Annotated in this window: 16 protein-coding genes; 12 read left to right on the top strand and 4 right to left on the bottom strand. The window is 57.9% G+C overall.

All coding sequences use genetic code 11. The features are described from left to right. The first annotated feature begins 14 nt into the window (after window positions 1-14). From CE168_RS03425 to CE168_RS03400, 6 genes are all read left to right on the top strand, one after another. Window positions 15-746, top strand: a complete 732-nt coding sequence (locus CE168_RS03425) for a type II secretion system F family protein (RefSeq protein ID WP_236824294.1) — start codon at window positions 15-17, stop codon at window positions 744-746. 18 nt (window positions 747-764) lie between these two features. After that, window positions 765-1,289 carry a type II secretion system F family protein gene (locus CE168_RS03420; RefSeq protein ID WP_099571103.1) on the top strand — a complete coding sequence of 175 codons (525 nt, stop codon included), beginning with the start codon at window positions 765-767 and terminating at the stop codon, window positions 1,287-1,289. 212 nt (window positions 1,290-1,501) lie between these two features. Then, a complete protein-coding gene (locus CE168_RS03415; protein ID WP_099571102.1) occupies window positions 1,502-1,789 on the top strand; it encodes a DUF4244 domain-containing protein in 288 nt (95 codons plus the stop codon). A 3-nt stretch (window positions 1,790-1,792) separates the two neighbouring features. Further along, window positions 1,793-2,161 (top strand): TadE family type IV pilus minor pilin, encoded by a 369-nt coding sequence (locus tag CE168_RS03410; RefSeq protein WP_099571101.1) that lies wholly within the window; start codon window positions 1,793-1,795, stop codon window positions 2,159-2,161. A 146-nt stretch (window positions 2,162-2,307) separates the two neighbouring features. Next, entirely contained in the window at window positions 2,308-2,697 is a 390-nt protein-coding gene (locus CE168_RS03405; protein WP_099571186.1) for an Rv3654c family TadE-like protein, read from the top strand. A 115-nt stretch (window positions 2,698-2,812) separates the two neighbouring features. Beyond that, window positions 2,813-3,943, top strand: a complete 1,131-nt coding sequence (locus CE168_RS03400) for a diacylglycerol/lipid kinase family protein (protein WP_099571100.1) — start codon at window positions 2,813-2,815, stop codon at window positions 3,941-3,943. A gap of 200 nt (window positions 3,944-4,143) precedes the next feature. Here the strand turns inward: CE168_RS03400 and CE168_RS03395 are convergent, their stop codons facing one another. After that, window positions 4,144-5,127: a DUF5692 family protein gene (locus CE168_RS03395; protein ID WP_099571099.1), complete on the bottom strand. Its 984-nt coding sequence runs from the start codon at window positions 5,125-5,127 to the stop codon at window positions 4,144-4,146. A gap of 49 nt (window positions 5,128-5,176) precedes the next feature. Next, window positions 5,177-5,773 (bottom strand): TetR/AcrR family transcriptional regulator, encoded by a 597-nt coding sequence (locus tag CE168_RS03390; RefSeq protein ID WP_099571098.1) that lies wholly within the window; start codon window positions 5,771-5,773, stop codon window positions 5,177-5,179. Between the two features lie 271 nt (window positions 5,774-6,044). Here CE168_RS03390 and dnaX point away from each other — a divergent pair, with 271 nt between their 5' ends. The 4 genes from dnaX to CE168_RS03370 all read left to right on the top strand — a co-directional run bounded on the left by dnaX (window position 6,045) and on the right by CE168_RS03370 (window position 11,024). Continuing rightward, window positions 6,045-8,642 carry a DNA polymerase III subunit gamma/tau gene (gene dnaX, locus CE168_RS03385; RefSeq protein WP_099571097.1) on the top strand — a complete coding sequence of 866 codons (2,598 nt, stop codon included), beginning with the start codon at window positions 6,045-6,047 and terminating at the stop codon, window positions 8,640-8,642. A 64-nt stretch (window positions 8,643-8,706) separates the two neighbouring features. Next, on the top strand, window positions 8,707-9,309 hold the full coding sequence (gene recR / locus CE168_RS03380) for a recombination mediator RecR (RefSeq protein WP_099571096.1): 603 nt from the start codon (window positions 8,707-8,709) through the stop codon (window positions 9,307-9,309). A gap of 302 nt (window positions 9,310-9,611) precedes the next feature. After that, on the top strand, window positions 9,612-10,373 hold the full coding sequence (locus CE168_RS03375) for an aspartate kinase (protein WP_099571095.1): 762 nt from the start codon (window positions 9,612-9,614) through the stop codon (window positions 10,371-10,373). A gap of 84 nt (window positions 10,374-10,457) precedes the next feature. Beyond that, window positions 10,458-11,024: an ACT domain-containing protein gene (locus CE168_RS03370; RefSeq protein ID WP_099571094.1), complete on the top strand. Its 567-nt coding sequence runs from the start codon at window positions 10,458-10,460 to the stop codon at window positions 11,022-11,024. A gap of 244 nt (window positions 11,025-11,268) precedes the next feature. Here CE168_RS03370 and asd read toward each other — a convergent pair whose 3' ends face one another. Next, complete coding sequence (gene asd, locus CE168_RS03365; RefSeq protein WP_099571093.1) at window positions 11,269-12,363, bottom strand: aspartate-semialdehyde dehydrogenase; 1,095 nt, start codon at window positions 12,361-12,363, stop codon at window positions 11,269-11,271. Between the two features lie 405 nt (window positions 12,364-12,768). Between asd and CE168_RS03360 the strand changes: the two genes are divergently transcribed. Further along, window positions 12,769-13,389: a DUF5701 family protein gene (locus tag CE168_RS03360; protein WP_099571092.1), complete on the top strand. Its 621-nt coding sequence runs from the start codon at window positions 12,769-12,771 to the stop codon at window positions 13,387-13,389. A gap of 89 nt (window positions 13,390-13,478) precedes the next feature. On the opposite strand, the gene CE168_RS03355 is transcribed toward CE168_RS03360, so the two are convergent. Continuing rightward, window positions 13,479-15,074 carry a metallophosphatase gene (locus CE168_RS03355; protein WP_099571091.1) on the bottom strand — a complete coding sequence of 532 codons (1,596 nt, stop codon included), beginning with the start codon at window positions 15,072-15,074 and terminating at the stop codon, window positions 13,479-13,481. 197 nt (window positions 15,075-15,271) lie between these two features. Between CE168_RS03355 and leuA the strand changes: the two genes are divergently transcribed. After that, window positions 15,272-17,182, top strand: a complete 1,911-nt coding sequence (gene leuA / locus CE168_RS03350) for a 2-isopropylmalate synthase (protein WP_099571090.1) — start codon at window positions 15,272-15,274, stop codon at window positions 17,180-17,182. The last annotated feature ends 126 nt before the right edge of the window (window positions 17,183-17,308 follow it).

Here is a 17,308-nt window from a genome sequence, read left to right as displayed (position 1 = left end):
ATCGAGGTGGATGGATGGGAAGTCTTGGCGTTATCGCCGCGATATTGTTCGGACTGGCCGTATGGCTATGGCCACGCCGAAACACATACGATGTAGGTGAACGAACGGGAGATGGTCCGGGGTGCGCAGTCGGTCGATGGAGTAAGGAACATGGCGGGAAGCAGGGATTGAACCCCGAAGGAATCGACGACTTGAATGCGTCGGCGAGCGCATTGCCCGCCATCGGATGTATGGCATGTGTGGCGTCTCTGCGAGCCTCCGTGCGTAGCGGAGCCACATTGGTGCAGGCGTTCGAAGAACTTGGAGGAACGCCGTTCGCCACGGCTGAACTCACCAGACTGCGCATAACCATGGTGATCCGCAGTCGATGCCCGCCCAACGAGCAATCCGGGAGATTCGGGCAATCCGGCCAAGTCGAACGGCTGAGCGGCGAGTTGTATGCGGCCTGCCAGCTGAGCCTGACGCTCGGATGCGAAACTGGCCGTTGCCTGCAGGCGGTGGCTGAATCATTGAAACGGCAACGATTATTGGATGATTTGCGTTCCAACGCGTTCGCCATGCCCAAGGCGACGGTGAAACTCCTGATGGCGTTGCCGCTGCTCACTGTGCTCTTGGGAGAAGGTATGGGCGCGCATTCATTGGCTTTCCTTGTTTCAGGTGTCAAAGGCTTGGCATGTCTCGGATTTGCTCTCTGTTGCTACACATTCGGACTTATCTGGATACGTGCGTTGGATGCGGCAGGATGATATGAAAGGAGCCATGTGATGACTGGCTTATGGATGCTGACGGCGGTGGTGTGCGCGGCTGAGGCGATATGGCTGAAGCAGTGGAGGCCGGTTCGCGCGCCTTCTGACCTTGCGCTCGCCGAGCGAATGCGGGAACTTCCTCTGCCGTTGATATTGGAGATGCTCAGCGTCGCCATCCGACAGGGATCTTCCATTCCCCGTGCGCTGATTGCCGTGGGAGATATTGCGGCAGGAGAATTCGGCGCGGGACTGCGATCGGCCGGAGAGCAGTTGAACAAAGGTGTTTCCTGGGATGATGCGTGGCCAGATGATGGCGATCTTGCGGTAGTACGCGATGCGTTCGCCTCCTCATGGCACAGTGGCGCCTCTCCAGTGGAACGTTTGGAAACAGCCGTCGAACAATTGGATTGGGATGAGCGCTCGCAGATCGAACAGGCTGCGGCGAAATTGTCGGTTCGTTTGTTGTTGCCGACTGGATTGTGTTTTCTTCCCGCATTTGTTGCGGTTGGAATCATTCCGTCCGTCATGTCGTTTGTGCAATGACGATGTGCGCGTAACGATAGCGGAAAAGCGGGGAATGTCGAGATCCGATAATTCACGAAGTTTTGTGGATAACTGTGGATGACACGCCAAGGGTGTGGATAACTCACATCCTCCGACCACAACCTTGGAAAAACGCTCCCGCGAGCGTGATGATGCGCAACACTGGGTGCACTCGGCCGTCCGGCCGGGGTTGTTCGAACGAAAGGAACGCCATGAACAACGTAACGCCAATCAATGTCGATGGCTTGCCGGGCCTGATGGGCAGGGCAGGGCAACGGCTGCATGCCATGCGGGAACGGGCCGACAAGGCGATATGCCTGTTGGATGCGCGTATGCGCACGCTGACCGCCGAACCGGAAGAAGGCGCCGCCACCGCCGAATATGCGGTGGTGCTGGTTGCCGCCACCGGATTCGCAGCCGTTTTGGTGGGCATTATGAAATCCGATGCCATCAAAACGCTGCTGACCAACATCATCAAGAAAGCGCTGAGCGTCGGGTGATTCATGCTGAGGCAATGGTGGAAACGCCATACCGATGATGCCGATGAGGGAGCGGCCACCGCGGAATTCGCGGTGGTGCTCCCCTGCGTGGCGGCGGTGGCGATTTTGGTGTTGTGCTTGGGGCGTGCGTCCGTGGTGTCTATGAACTGCCAGGATGCGGCCGCGGCCGGTGCGCGGGCCTTCGCGGTTGATGATGCCGGCGGCGAATCGAAAGCAAGGGCTGCCGCTGTGGCTGCGGCCGGCGATTCGGCGACAGTACGGTTTGACCGTGGTGCGGATTCCGTCACCGTTACGGTGCAATGCCCTGTAATACCTGACCCAACCGGTGTGCTTCCCGCACGAGTTACAGGCAAAGCGACCCGCTACTTCTAGCGCCTCGCCTTGTGTCTGCGTGATGCGGGGCTGCTGGGGTGTGGGCTATACGCGGGTCTTCGGTGTCGAAAACTTGCAAGCACGACATGCGAAACATGCCGTGAAACACTGCTGGAGAGCGTCCGATGGATGCGAATCAGAAAGGAATGTATGATGTGAAACGCTTTGTGAAACATTGGTTTGCTTGGATTCGCGGATCCGATGAAGGTTCGGGAACCATATCCGGTGTGGCGCTGATCGCGGTGGCGGCCATAATGCTGAGTGCGGTCGCGTCGGCAGGCAATCTGTTGCTTTGCCTGCATCACGCGCAGAATGCGGCCGACCTAGCGTCGGTGGCGGCGGCCAACGCGCTATATGGAGGCTCTGCCGACCCCTGTTACGTGGCGGAACGTACCATTTCCGGTAATAATGCGACGATCGGATCCTGCACGATAGAAGGTGAGGATGTGTTGATCGAAGCGCAGGTCGGTACGCAAGTGCCATTCGTATCCCACGTCAGCAAGCGGTCGAGAGCGGGACCGATCGTCTGCGAATAAGTATCGCCTGGAAAAGCGTCTCATGGCGGAAAATCGTCACGCAAAACGTGGTCATCTGTCTGGAAAGCCGTTCATATGTGGCGTGTGGCGCGAATTGCGATTATCGTACTGAAGTATGAGCGAAACGTCCTGTGTGAATGCGACCGTTGCCGTTGTCGGCAATCCGACGTCGAACAAAGGCAAGGGCGCTGAAGTCGGCAATCAGGTGATCGGTCTGCTGCGGGAAGCCGGGCGCAAGCATGGCTTCAACGTTATCGATGCAACCGGTGAGAGTTTTGAAGGCTCTTTGCTGAACGCCAGAAACCGTAGAGACGAATATGACTACTTGGTGGTGGTCGGCGGTGACGGCATGATTGCGCTCGGCGCCAATGCCGTGGGCTGCTCCGGCAAGCCGCTTGGCATAGTGGCGACGGGTTCTGGCAACGATTTCGCGCGTGGACTTGAACTGCCGGTCAATCGTGTGGAAACCGCTGTCGATGGCATTGTCGGCGCGATTGTTCGCGGCACGCATATTGACGTCGATATGGGCTTAGCCACGTCGTTGCAGGGTGGATATGCCGTCGATTCCAGCACCGGTGATGAGTTGGTCGGAGATTCGGATGTGCCATTGCATCCGGCGGTCAATCGCTTCTATGCGGGCATGCTCTCGTGCGGTTTGGATGCGAGCATCAACGACCGTGCGAACCACTCGCGTTTGCCGAACGGTTCGTTGCGTTATTTCGCGGCCGTGCTTGTGGAATTGACTCATATGAAGCAGTACGGGTACCACGTCAAAGCCACGTTGGCCGATGGCACGGTGGAAGAGAAAGGCATTATCTCGCCGCTGCTCACGGTGGCAAATTCGCGGCATATCGGTGGTGGCATTGAGGTTTCGCCGTATTCGCGGTTCTCTGATGGCTTGCTTGATTTGGTGTGGCTCGACCATGTGCCCAATGTCGCCGAATGCGCGGATGCGGTGGCGCGCGCCTACAGCGGCAAGATCCTCGGATGCAAGGTGTTTGGCTGGAAGCGTGTGCGCGATATCGAAATCACCCGCGCGCAAGAGGGTGACGAGCCGCCGGTCTTGATGGCGGACGGCGAATATGTTGGTCGCCTGCCTGTCAAGGTCGTGGCCCAGGGGCGTGCGTTGCGTGTGCTCGTGCCGCCGGCCGTGGTGGAAAGCCAAGCTTCCAATACCGAGGAAAAAGTGCTGGAAATCATCAAACGAGACCATCGCGACCCGATTACCGGCGAATTTCTTCAGTGATCTTCAGCGACGTGCGGTGATCTGCAGTGTGACAGCAGCCAGCGTGTGCTGTTGCGTGACATCAAATATGTCGTAAGTTATCTCTTGTCGATAATAGAAATCCGATATTCGTGAGAATTGCATCTTACGAATACCGGATTTTCTGTAATTAGCGAATGGCGTAATTAGCGAATGCTGTAACTAGCGAACGCGGATTGGGATTAGGCGGCGACTTTTTGGCGGGCGATGGCCTGCTCGTAGTCGCGGGTGCCCTTGAAGACTTCCTGCAGCCACGGGTTGACGTGCTGCTTCTTCGCACGGTACAGGATGTAGCCGAGTGCGAGCACGTTGGCCACGAGTGCGATGATCGACACGGTCAGATTCACGTTCGGATTGTTCACCGACTGCACGGCGAACTTGGACTCATCCTGGAACATGGGGAACACTTGCGCGAACATGCACCAGATGGCGAGCGTGTTGGCGCGGTTCTGAATCCAGCCGCCCTTGTTCCAGAAGAAGTTTGCCACGGTCGGGGCGAGCAGCAGCGCGAGGCCGCAGTACCAGGAGTGGGTTGGCAGGCAGTTGTAGGTGTAGCAGAAGTTCCAAATATCGTATGCGACGATGAACACCCAGGTCATGTCGGGCCAAAGCATGTCCTGCTTCTTCTTCGACACGTAAATGCCGAACCAGCCGGTCATGCAGGCGATGTTGATCAGGCCGGCAACGCCGTTGAACACGTTGTGCCAGCCGCCATACAGCGTCACGCCTTCGGTGGAAACCCACGTGGTACCCCAGGCGCGAATGGCGGATTCGAAGTCGGAGACCACGGCGATGAGAATGTTGATGGCCACGATCACGAACGGGAAGCATTTGAACCACTCGGACTTGCCGATCTTGCCCCACTTGTATTTGAGCGCCATGAAGCCAATGCAGCCCGCGGTGGCAGCATACAGTTTGGCATAGTGGAACCAGCTGGTCATATGAACGTAGGTCGGGTTGTTGAGCGCCCACTCGGCGCCCATAGCGGCGGCCGCGTAAATGGTGATGAAGTAGATGGTCAGAATGGCCGGCACGATCAGGAACGCGACCACGCCACCGGTTTTGGTGCGGCGGGCCAGCTCATTGGCACCGATGAGGCAGCAGAATACGAGGATCCAGCCGATCCACTGGTATACGGCGGTGTCGCCATAGACTTGGAACAACATCGCTTTTCCTTTCTCTCGACACACATGTGCGCGCGGGTTGATTCCGCGTTTACATGTATTCGTTCAGGTGCAGCGTCTGCGCTGCGACCTGTCTGATGACGGTGTCTTCAATGTCTGGGTGCAGTCTGATCAGCGAAATCAGTCCAACGATGAGCGTGTAGAACGTCTCATGTTCGTTGGAGATGGGCATGCCATGCAGTTTTTCGAAATCACGTACGGTTGAACTGCAGATGTATTCCGCAATGCGATCGGCCACGAGGTCGATGAATTTGATGTACAGTCCCGCGTTGCCGTCTTCGATCATGCGCTGGCTGAACGGTCCCTCATCGGCGATGAGAGACCGGGTCAGTCGCACCACGTCGTCGAGCGCCTTCGAAATATTGCCGACTTCGCGATTCGCGTTCCACTCTTCCAAGTGTGTGATGACTTCGTCGATAACGTCGTCGAGTACGGCGTCCGCGACTTGGTCCTTGTCTTGGAAATAGTGATAGAAGAGAGATCTGGTCATGCCGACGCGACTTGCGATATCGCTGATAGTGACTTTAGAAAAGCCCTTTTCCAGGCAAAGTTCGCGGGCTGCGTGCACGATTTGCGCACGGCGTGCGTCTCCGACTGTCATCGCGGAAGCGTTGTGCTGTCCGTCCATGGCTCTCTCCTTCGCTTGAGTGGCGTCTCTCACCTACGCGACACGTTGACACTCTGTCAATTTCTTGACTGTCCTCAGTCTAGACCTGAAATTGACGCTCTGTCAATCTTGAAATGTCGGTGTCGTTGTATCCAGCTTAAACTCCATCGTCAGCCTTTTCTTTCGGGACACGCGCCCACACCTGCGCGAGTATGCGGTTCGACGGTTTTCGGCGCCCGCACGTGTCGTAATTAATCGGTAGCCTAGTGGCACTACTGCGGAAGGAATTGCGATGGCACTGGCACTCTATAGAAGGTATCGTCCCGACACGTTCGACGGCGTGATCGGTCAGGACCAGGTCACGGTTCCGCTGATGCGCGCGCTCGACGAGAACAAGCTCACGCATGCCTACCTGTTCTCCGGCCCGCGCGGTTGTGGCAAAACCAGTTCCGCTCGCATTCTTGCGCGATGCGTCAACTGTGCGAAAGGTCCGACCTCGCATCCGTGCGGCGAATGTGAAAGCTGCAAGGATCTCGCCACGGGCGGTCCCGGTTCCATCGATGTGGTGGAAATCGACGCGGCCTCGCATAACGGCGTGGACGACGCCCGCGAACTGCGTGAGCGCGCTGGTTTCGCGCCGGCCCGCGACCGCTACAAGATCTTCATTCTCGACGAGGCCCACATGGTTACGCCACAAGGCTTCAACGCGCTGCTGAAAATCGTGGAGGAGCCGCCGGAGCATGTGATGTTCATCTTCGCCACCACCGAACCAGACAAGGTGATCGGCACCATCCGCTCTCGCACCCACCATTACCCGTTCCGCCTGGTGCCGCAGGAGGTTATGGGCCCGTACCTCGAGCAGATTTGCGAAGACGAGCATATCGAGGCCGAGCCGGGTGTGCTGCGCCTTGCTATGCGTGCCGGAGGCGGTTCCGTGCGAGACACCCTTTCCGTGCTTGACCAGCTCATGGTTGGTGCGGTTGACGGCAGCATCGCATACGATTCTGCGGTTGCGTTGCTCGGTTTCACGCCTGACGCTCTGATTGGCGAGGCCGTCGACGCCGTTGCCGACAAAAACGGCGAAGCACTGTATGGCGTGATCCAGAAGGTTGTGGTCGGCGGTTTCGATCCCCGTCGATTCGTTGAGGATTTGCTTGCCCGGGTGCGCGATTTGCTGGTGCTCACGTTGGGTGGAGCGCGCGCGGAAAGCGTGCTTTCCGACGATGCGGCCGCCGAGAACGTGGATGATTTGCGTCGTCAGGCTTCCGCTTTGGGATTATCCTCGTTGACGCAGATGGCTGACACGATCAATGCGACGCTTGCCAATATGACCGGTGCGATTTCGCCGCGCATGCGACTGGAATTGCTTGCCGCGCGCTTGCTGGCCGGGCGTGAGGAAGGGGTGGCTGCAGTTGCGTCATCTTCCGGTATGCCTGATTTTGCTGGCGATTCCGAGGAGGCCGCCGCTGCAGAATCGCTGCGTGGATCCATGACCGGCTCGCGTCGCCGTGCGGCGAGACGTACCGCCGGCGTTCAGCCACAGGATTCCGCATCGGCAATTGATGCTTCTTCCGCGCCTGTGAAACCGGCTGTGCAGCCGTCTGCGGCGCCGATGAATCCCGCTGACGCCGTCGCTTCCGGAGTGGCTTCCATGCTTGCGGATGTTCAGCAGGCGATGAATGCGACGTCTTCCGTCGCGGCCGCTGCGCCTGCCGCGGCTCCGGCGCCTGCGGCAACTTCCATACCTGCTCCAGTACATGACGACCGCACCCCCGACCAGAAGTGGGATGCTTTGGTGGCCGCACTTCCTGAGGATGTGCGCGGTTATGTGAACCGAGAGAAAGTGCCTCGTGTGCTGTTGCGTGGTGACAGCTTGTGGATCAAATTCGACAAGGCGCTCAGCAAATACGCGTTCGCCAAGGGCGTGGCGAAGGAGTCGGTGGATGGAACCACCGAAGTGGTGAAAATCGTCCGCGCCGAAGTGCATAAGGTGTTCGGCCCGAATGTCACGCTTGCCCCCGCCAAAAAGCTGGCGGACGGTTCCGAATCGGTGCCGTGGAGCAAGCTTAGTCCGGAAGAGCAAAGCAAGATCAACGTGCAGCTGGCGCAGGAGCGACTCAAATCCGCAACACTGCTGACGGCGAATCTTGGCACCGCCGCAAGTCTTGAATCCTCCGGCAAAGAACCGGCAGACGAGGGCGCGCAGAAAACCGAGAATGGCGGTAATGCAGAGGATTCTAACGATGAGGAGGGTCACCGAGCCGTTGCGGACGCAACCGCCGAAAACGATCCATGGGCGGTCTCACAGCAGACCGCAGTAGTCCCATCGCAACTGGATGACGATCCGTGGGCCGTGCCAGCGCAACAGGTGCAACCGCAATCGGTGATCGCAAGCGGCGTCAACGACGTGAAAGCGCCGGAGCAACACGTGAAACATGTGGCCGTTCCCGATACCAGTGATAACGTCGATCCGTGGGCCGTGCCAGCGCCGGTACCGCAGCAGCCGCCGGTGGACGACGATCCTTGGGGTGCCCCCATGCCAGTTCAGGCAGGGCCGGCGGACGCTATGCCCGTGTCAACGGAATCTGAAACGGCCTCCAAGCATGCCAATCATCAGCATCGCGCACCTCGGCAGGAAGCGGCGTCTCAGCAAAACCAGCCGAACGCCGACCCATGGAGCCAACAGTTCTCCACGCCTGCGCAGCCAACACCGCAGGTCGCCGCGGAAGATGACGAATATTCCATGAGCGACGAATCGATCGGAGCGTCCAACGCGTTAAGCGTTGACGATTTGACACGACTATTCGAAGTGAAAAAAGTCGAGGATTTCGGCCCCGACGACGCCAAAAACCCGCGCAACATGCAGCAGAAGAAGAATCTCGACGATTAGCGGCACAATCGCGAATCCTACGGGAATGACCGCGAATCTTACGGCAACCAAGGAAAGGTGAACCATGGCACTGGCCTATGACGGCGCCATCCAACGACTGATCGACGCATTCGCGCACCTGCCCGGCATCGGGCCGAAAGGCGCGCAACGCATCGCCTTCTACCTGCTCAACGCATCCGACGAGGAATCGCAGACCCTGATCGACGCCATCACCGAAGTCAAGGAAAAAATACGATTCTGCGATGTTTGCGGCAACGTGTGCGAAACCAGTCCATGCCCGATCTGCGTCGATCCGCGCCGCGACCATAGCGTGATTTGCGTGGTCGAAGAACCGAAAGACGTGATGAGCATCGAACGCACACGCGAATATCGCGGCCTATACCACGTGCTCGGCGGCGTCATCAATCCGATGGCCAACGTGCAGCCGAGCGACCTCAACATCGCCAAACTCATCGAACGGCTCAAAGACAGCGAAGTCACCGAAGTGATTCTCGCGCTCAATCCGAACGTGGAAGGCGAGGCGACCACCAGTTTCCTTTCGCAGCTGCTGTCGCAAACCGACATCAAGGTCACGCGCTTGGCGAGCGGTCTGCCGGTCGGCGGCGACCTCGAATATGCCGACGAAATCACGCTCGGACGTGCGTTGGCCGGGCGTCGTGCGGTCTGACATCACATTCGCCACATGCGTTACATATGCCGGCATATGCTGGCGGCTATTGGCGATTGCTGGCGATTGCGTAGGCGTTGCGCAGGCGATTCGCCGAAGATTTCGTGCGAAACTTACGCTGAAGAATCGTACGAAACTCACGTCGGAATATTGCGTGGATTTCATGTATTGTTTCGCATGTTGAGCATGTATTGTTTCGCATGTTGGGCGTGCAGGGGCTTGATAAATCGGATTTTTCCTATAATCGACCAGCCTGCCTAGAATGGTTGGCAGACAACACATTGAAGAAGATTGGATAAGTTGTGGCTCTCATCGTGCAGAAATTTGGCGGCTCTTCCGTAGCCGACCCAGAGTCGATCAAGCGCGTGGCCCGACGCATCATCGAAACGAAGAACGCCGGCAATGACGTGGCCGTGGTGGTCTCCGCAATGGGAGACACCACCGACGACCTGATCGATCAGGCGCTCAGTATCGACTCCAACCCGCCGGCGCGCGAGATGGACATGCTGATGACCGCAGGCGAGCGTATTTCGATGAGTTTGCTCGCAATGGCAATTCATGCGGCCGGCTCTCACGCCTACTCCTTCACCGGTTCCCAGGCTGGTTTCATGACCGACGCCCAGTTCGGTACCGCACATATCAAGGCCGTGAAGCCTGACCGCGTGCGTCGTGCTCTCAACAAGGGCTCCGTGGCCATTGTGGCCGGCTTCCAAGGCGTGAACGAGGGCGGCGACGCCACCACGCTCGGCCGAGGTGGGTCCGATACCTCCGCAGTGGCTTTGGCTGTGGCGCTGGACGCCGACGTATGCGAGATCTACACCGACGTCGATGGCGTGTTCACCGCCGATCCGCGCATTGTACCGACCGCACGCCGTATTCCCGTCATCGACTATGAGTCGATGCTGGAAATGTCGTCCTGCGGTTCCAAGGTGCTTGCCCTGCGTTGCGTGGAATACGCGCAGCGATTCAACATGCCGTTGCATGTGCGCAGCTCCTTCTCCCACCGTAGCGGCACGCTGATCGTGCCGGAAGGTGTCGATCCGCGCACATTGCCGAACATCTGAGATATCTGAGATTCGCATTCGGCAATCGCGAGACATCGCAGGCAATCGCAAGAAAATCAAGACTTTACAAACAAAGGTAAGAACATGAGCGAAAACAACAGCCAGTCCTTGGGTGACCTGTTCCCCGATCTTGGACCGGAAGTCCCGATCATTTCCGGCGTTGCGCACGACAACACCGAATCGCTGGCCACCGTGCGCCGTGTGCCGAACGAGCCGGGCATGGCCGCCAAGGTGTTCACGATGCTGGCTGAGGCCGGCGTGAACGTCGACATGATCGTGCAGGCCTCCGCTTCCACCGGCACCGCCGACATTTCCTTCACTGTGCCCGGTTCCGCCGCGGCCAAGGTGCAGGAAGTGTTGCAGGAGAAGCAGGACGAACTGGGCTACCAGTCCTTCGACATTGACGCCAACGTGGGCAAGGTGGCCGTGGTGGGCGTGGGTATGAAGACCCACTCCGGCTTGGCTGCCAAGTTCTTCAATGCGCTGAGCGACAAGGGTGTGAATGTGCTGATGATCTCCACGTCCGAAATCCGCATCGCTGCGCTGGTTCCGCTCGAGCAGTTGCAGGACGCCGTCCGCGCGCTGCACACCGCCTACGGCTTGGACGCCGATCAGGTGGAAGCCGTGGTGTACGGCGGCACCGGTCGCTGACGCAATAGCACGTAATATCAATCGAAAGAAAGACTTGACTGGATTGCTTGAGGCGTCTCAGTCAAGTCTTTTTTATTCCCATATCTGTTTTACAGATATTTTTTGCAGATAATCTGCAAATAAAAAGCGGAGGATTGCTGAATAATCAACAATCCTCCGCAATATTATGTTCTGCAGAAATCAGATATCACAATGTGCAATCATGCACGATCATGCGTAACTGCAGAACATATGCAGATTGCCATCACTTCTTGGTGATGTAGCCGAGTGCCTTCAGCATTTCGGCGCTTTCCAGCGCACCGCCGGCGGCACCGCGCAGGGTGTTGTGAGCCAAGCCAACGAACTTCCAATCGAAAATGGAATCCTCACGCAGACGGCCGATGGAAACACCCATGCCGCCTTCGTAATCCACGTCCTTCTTGACCTGCGGGCGATCATCGTCGGTCAGGTACTGGATGAACTGCTTTGGTGCATGTGGCAAGCCAAGCTCGGAAGCCTTGCTCGTGTAGTTGACCAGGCGATCGATGAGCTCTTCCTTGGTCGGGTTCTTGCCGAAGTTGATGAACACGGTGGCGGTGTGACCGTTGAGCACAGGCACGCGAATGCACTGCGACGTGATCTTCAACGGACCGTCGAACGGCACGATTTCGCCCTTTTCCTCATCGACGTGACCGAACACCTTCAGCGGTTCCTTCTCGGACTTCTCCTCTTCGCCAGAGATGAACGGAATGATGTTGCCCAGCATTTCAGGCCAGTCGTTGAACGTCTTGCCAGCGCCGGAGATGGCCTGATAGGTGCTCACGATAACCTCGCGCGGCTCGAATTCCTTCCAAGCGGCGAGCGCCGGAGTGTAGGCCTGGATGGAGCAGTTTGGCTTGACGGCGATGAAGCCGTGCGTGGTGCCGAGACGCTTGCGCTGGTGCTCGATCACCTCATAATGCTCCGGGTTGATTTCTGGCACGACCATCGGCACGTCCGGAGTCCAGCGGTGGGCGCTGTTGTTCGATACGACCGGCGTTTCGGTTTTCGCGTATTCCTCTTCGATGGCGCGGATCTCGGCCTTCGGCATGTTCACTGCGGAGAACACGAAATCGACGTTCTTGACCACGTCTTCCACGTCAGCCACGTTCTTGACGACCATGTTCTTCACGAATTCCGGCATCGGCGTTTCCATCTTCCAGCGACCGCCGATGGCCTCTTCGTAGGTCTTGCCGGCGCTGTGCGCGGACGCGGCAAGGGTGACCAATTCGAACCACGGATGGTTTTCGAGCAGCGTGACGAAGCGCTGTCCGACCATGCCCGTAGCTCCGAGAATGCCGACCTTAATCTTTTCGGACATAACAACCTCTCGCTTATGCTGGAACGGTTTCGTATGATTTAACGCTTGAGGTCGACCAGCCGGCCCCAAACGACTTCGTGGGCGGCCACACGCGTTGTTTAATCTTACGAAATCCGCGGAACAAGCAGGTTCTCCTATCCGTATGCTGGTCTGTTTCGCGTTCTATACGTTCTTGTGCTCAGCTCGCGGAACATAGGGGCGAGCCAGGATGCCGTGAAGAGCTCTCTTGCAGTGATTCAGCATTTTTGCTTCCGTGACGTTCCCGGTTCGGGCAGTATGTTTGTCAGATTGGTGTGATGCGGTTGACTGATTGTCCGTGCTGATGCGTCTGTCTGCACAAATTTCGGTGCGCGGTCTGCGAGGCTTTTCGTGCTTTGGACGTATCGCTCGCGTACACTGGAAGCCATGTCGAAGGCATCAGAAGAAGCGCAAAAGCAGTTGGATCGTATCGTGGCGTTGGGCTATCCGGATGTGGCCGATATGTCGGCCGCCGCGTTCCGCGCTTTGGCGCGCCCGCTCATCCGTGCGTTGGAGGATTCCGATTTGGGCACGCAGATTCTGTTGGTGCCTACGCGCGAGTTGGTTTCCCCGGAATCGTTGATCGCGCGTACGTCGATCAATCGCATGGCTGGTTTCACCACGATGCCTCCGCGCGATATTGCCAGTTTTCTTCCGCAGGATGGTTTCGAGCCGCCGGAAGGCCCGTTTTACTTGGTGATCGAGCCGCATACGGGAACTTGCTACATCAATCGCGAGCCCGATGTTGCGCGCAAGCTGATCGATTCCGACGAGCGTTTGCCTCTCACGTTGGAAGAGGGGCTTGCGATTGCCACGCAGCATCCGGAATGGTTGTTGGAGGAGAACGGTTTCAATTTGTTGGGATCGCGTTCCGCGGATGGTCGTGTGCCGAGTATTTGGATGAGCCAGAATGCGCCTCGATTGGGTGCGGTATGGCCGAATTCCCGTCATACTTGGCTTGGCAACGCGTTTTGCGTGTCTCGTCGCGGCGTCAGTTTGTTCCACTGACGTTCTGCTGATATTTCGCAGATTTTCCGCATTCCACAGATTGGCGATTGTCCGACTGTTGCGACGGCCATGCCTTGCGGCGGTCGCGCCTAGCGCTTGAACAGTTTGGCGATGGCGTGGCCGGCTGCGGCGCACATCACCGATCCGACGCCCAGCAGTGTGGCCGTGACCTGTGGACGGCGCAGTTCGTTGCGGATGCCGACCAGATCGGTCACGCAATGGTCTTCGAAGAACACGCGCAGTTCGTTGCTGGAATAACGTCCGACCAAATCGCCCCACGTGAGCATGCACGTCACGTAGCTGACCGGATTGTTTTCGCGGAATTCGAACAGACGAATGCCGCGCAGTCGCGATTTCGGCCCATAGCATTCGAAGCCGCAGGTCGGCGCGTACCCAAGATCGATGTCGTGCACGTGCCCGACGAACGCGTTCTTATGGTCATGCCCGCAGAACAGCGCGAAATAGCCGCCCGCATCGCGCAATGCCTGCACTTCGCCAACGTTCTCATCCGCACAGCCGATCGCCTCGCCAAGCCTCGAGCCAGGTCTGCACACGTCACGATCCAACACATAGCAATGCCCTGCGAACGTTCGCGCACCCTCCACCGCATTCGGCGTGTATGCGGGCACTTCGCGCAGGCAGTCGTAGAATTCCTGCGGCGGAATATGCTGGAATGCGATAGCCGGAACCGCGCGACCATCGCCGTTGCGCCGTCCCAGCTCGCGTTGCACTTGCTTCAGCCATTCGATCGCTTCCGGCGAAGGTGTGCCGTAGCCGTCGGAATCGGCCAAATCCCAGCCGCGTGAATTCGACGCATATTTTGCGTAGGATGTCAGCGATTCTCGTCCGCCGGCAGTATTGCCAACAGTATTGCCGGATTTATCAGTATCTCCAACACGCTCGCAACCGTCAGAAATGCTGCAATCGCCGTCAAACGCATTATCCGCATAATCGCCGGAATTCACCATCATCACGCTCATCGCAATGCGCTTTGAACCATCGGAAGCCTCGATCGGAATCGCAAACGTGCCTGGTTCGAGCGCCAAAGGAGACGACCCGGCAACGGGATTCATGCAACCGGAAAACTCTCGGTAGATGTCATCCTGTTCGTCGGCGAGAATGCCGCACTGGAAATCGTGGTTGCCGTAGGTTGCGGCAAAGGGGATTCGCGCTTCCAATGCAGGTCCAAGGAATGCTGCGAACGTGTCTCGTACTTTCTGCCGTGTGTCATCGAGTATGGTCGCGGCGGTCGCGCGATTGATGGATTGTGCCCATGATTCAAGCTTGTTGGCGGATCCGTTGAGACCGTCGCGCTTGTTGCGTTTCACGAGTTTCGGCGAGTCGGTGCCGATGCCGTCAATCATCCAACTGTCGTCGGTAGGGGGATATTCGCGCAATGCTTTGGCGAGAGGGTGTCGTTTGATGCCGCGCAGTTTCGCTTCGATTTTAGTGACGATGCGCACGCGCGTGCCCGGCTGCTCTCCGCGGCGGCGCAGGAACGTGTCGATGTACGCGGGGTCGTATCCGCGAATCTGGTCGCCGGTGAAGACGATCAGATTGGGATGCGTTTTCTTGATAGCGGCTTCGATGAGACGGATCGTGTCTTTGCGTACGTTTGGTCCGTCCTGAATATCGGCCATCTGCAGCACACGGAAGGTGCCGTCGCTGTTGAATCGCAAGGTCATGATGCTCACTGTAATGCGGCAAATCTGGATATGGGGTGAAAAGTGTCGGAAGCGCTCTAAAATGGCAGCCGCATCGCGGAATGTCAGCAAAATATGGAGCTAGCTGACGCTAGGATGGACGGCGGTACATGAAAAGTAACATGCATGTAATAAATGGGTCGGCAGATCGTCGACAACTTCACAGATAAGGAGGAGTGATGGGTCAGGATCAATCTTCAGTGTTTGATCTCGCGGCAGTCGCCGCGGCGTCCAACGGAGGGAACAACGACCCGCTGCTGCCTCCGGCGCGTTATATTGGAGCTCCGCAAAAGCCTAGCAAGATGCCGTACAACAAGTACGTCGCATACGATAAGCAGGTGCCGTTTGATTACCCGGAGCGTACGTGGCCGGGCAAGCGACTGCAGCGTGCACCGCGTTGGTGTTCCGTCGATCTTCGCGACGGCAACCAGGCCCTCGTCAACCCGATGGATTCCGAACGCAAGCTGCGTTTCTGGAATCTGCTGGTGTCGTTGGGCTTCAAGGAGATCGAGGTCGGCTTCCCGTCGGCTTCCGAAACCGATTACGATTTCATCCGTATGCTGATCGAGCGTGAGCTCATTCCTGATGACGTTACGATCGTGGTGCTGACGCAGGCTCGCGAGCACCTGATTCGCAAGACTTACGAGTGCCTGAAGGGTGCCAAGCGCGCCGTCGTGCACTTCTATAACTCCGTGTCCGTGCTGCAGCGCGAGGTCGTGTTCCGTAAGGATAAGGCCGGCATCAAGAAGCTTGCCACCGACGCGGCCACCCTGTGCAAGGAGCTTGAGGGCGAGGCCGAGGGCATCGACCTGTATTACGAGTATTCTCCGGAATCCTTCACCGGCACCGAACCGGAGTACGCCGTCGAGGTGTGCAATGCGGTGATCGACGTGATCAAGCCGACTCCTGAGCATCCGATGATCATCAATCTGCCGGCAACGGTGGAAATGACAACGCCGAACGTGTTTGCCGACCAAGTGGAATACATGTCGAACAATCTGGTGCCGCGCGACGCCGTGGTGCTGTCGCTGCACCCGCACAACGACGAGGGCATGGGCGTGGCCGCCACCGAGTTGGCCGTGCTTGCCGGCGCCGACCGCGTTGAGGGTTGCCTGCTGGGCAACGGCGAGCGCACCGGCAACGTCGATTTGGTTACGCTTGGTTTGAACTTCCTCACGCAGGGCATCGATCCGCAGATCGATTATTCCAACGTTCCTGAGATTCGCAAGACTGTTGAGTACTGCAACCAGCTGAAGATCTCCGAGCGTCACCCGTATGCCGGCAATTTCGTGTTCACCGCCTTCTCCGGCTCTCATCAGGATGCCATTAAGAAGGGTCTTGAGGCTCGTCAGGTGGCCGCCGATCGTGCCGGTGCCGATTTGGACAGCTTCGTGTGGCTAGTGCCGTACCTGCCGATCGATCCGAAGGATATCGGCCGCACGTACGAGGCCATCATCCGCGTGAACTCCCAGTCCGGCAAGGGCGGCATGGCCTACCTGCTGAAGACCAACCACAATCTTGATCTGCCGAAGCGTCTGCAGGTCGAGTTCGACAAGGTTGTGCAGGCGTACGCCGATGAGACCAAGAAGGAAGTCAAGGACGAGGATATTTGGCGTCTGTTCAAGGACGAGTATCTGCCGGTCGAAGAGTCCGGCGCTACTGCGGCTGGTGCCGTGGTCGGCGACAGCAAGGACGACTCCCTCGAGCAGTGGGGCCGCCTGAAGCTGCTGAAGGTGTCGGTGTCTTCCGGTGAAGATGGTTCCGATACCGTGCTGAAGGCCAGGATTCTTGACCGTGGCGTGAACGTCGGCGTTGATGAGCCGGTGGAGCGTGAGGTTTCCGGCATGGGCAACGGCCCGCTTGCCGCTTTCCTGAACGCGCTGAGCAACTTCGGCATCGAGGCTTCCGTGATGGATTACGTGGAGCACACCATGTCCGTTGGCACCGACGCCATGGCCGCCTCCTACGTGGAATGCCAGATCGGTGAGGAAGACAACACGAGCATCGTGTGGGGCGTCGGCATTGACACGTCCATCGTCACCAGCTCGCTGAAGGCCATTATTTCGGCCATCAACCGTTCCGAGCGCTGATTTCCGCGGTTTTTCGGTTCTTGTAGCTGAAGGGCTTGTGATGTACTTGCGAGTACGTCACAAGCCCTTTGCTTTTTGATTTCATAGGATTCCCGAGTTTCCGGATTTTCCAGTTTTTCCGGATTA

The sequence above is a fragment of the Bifidobacterium sp. N5G01 genome, from assembly GCF_002742425.1.
Lineage (GTDB): Bacteria > Actinomycetota > Actinomycetes > Actinomycetales > Bifidobacteriaceae > Bifidobacterium > Bifidobacterium hominis.
This window is presented reverse-complemented; position numbering and strand designations above follow the sequence as displayed.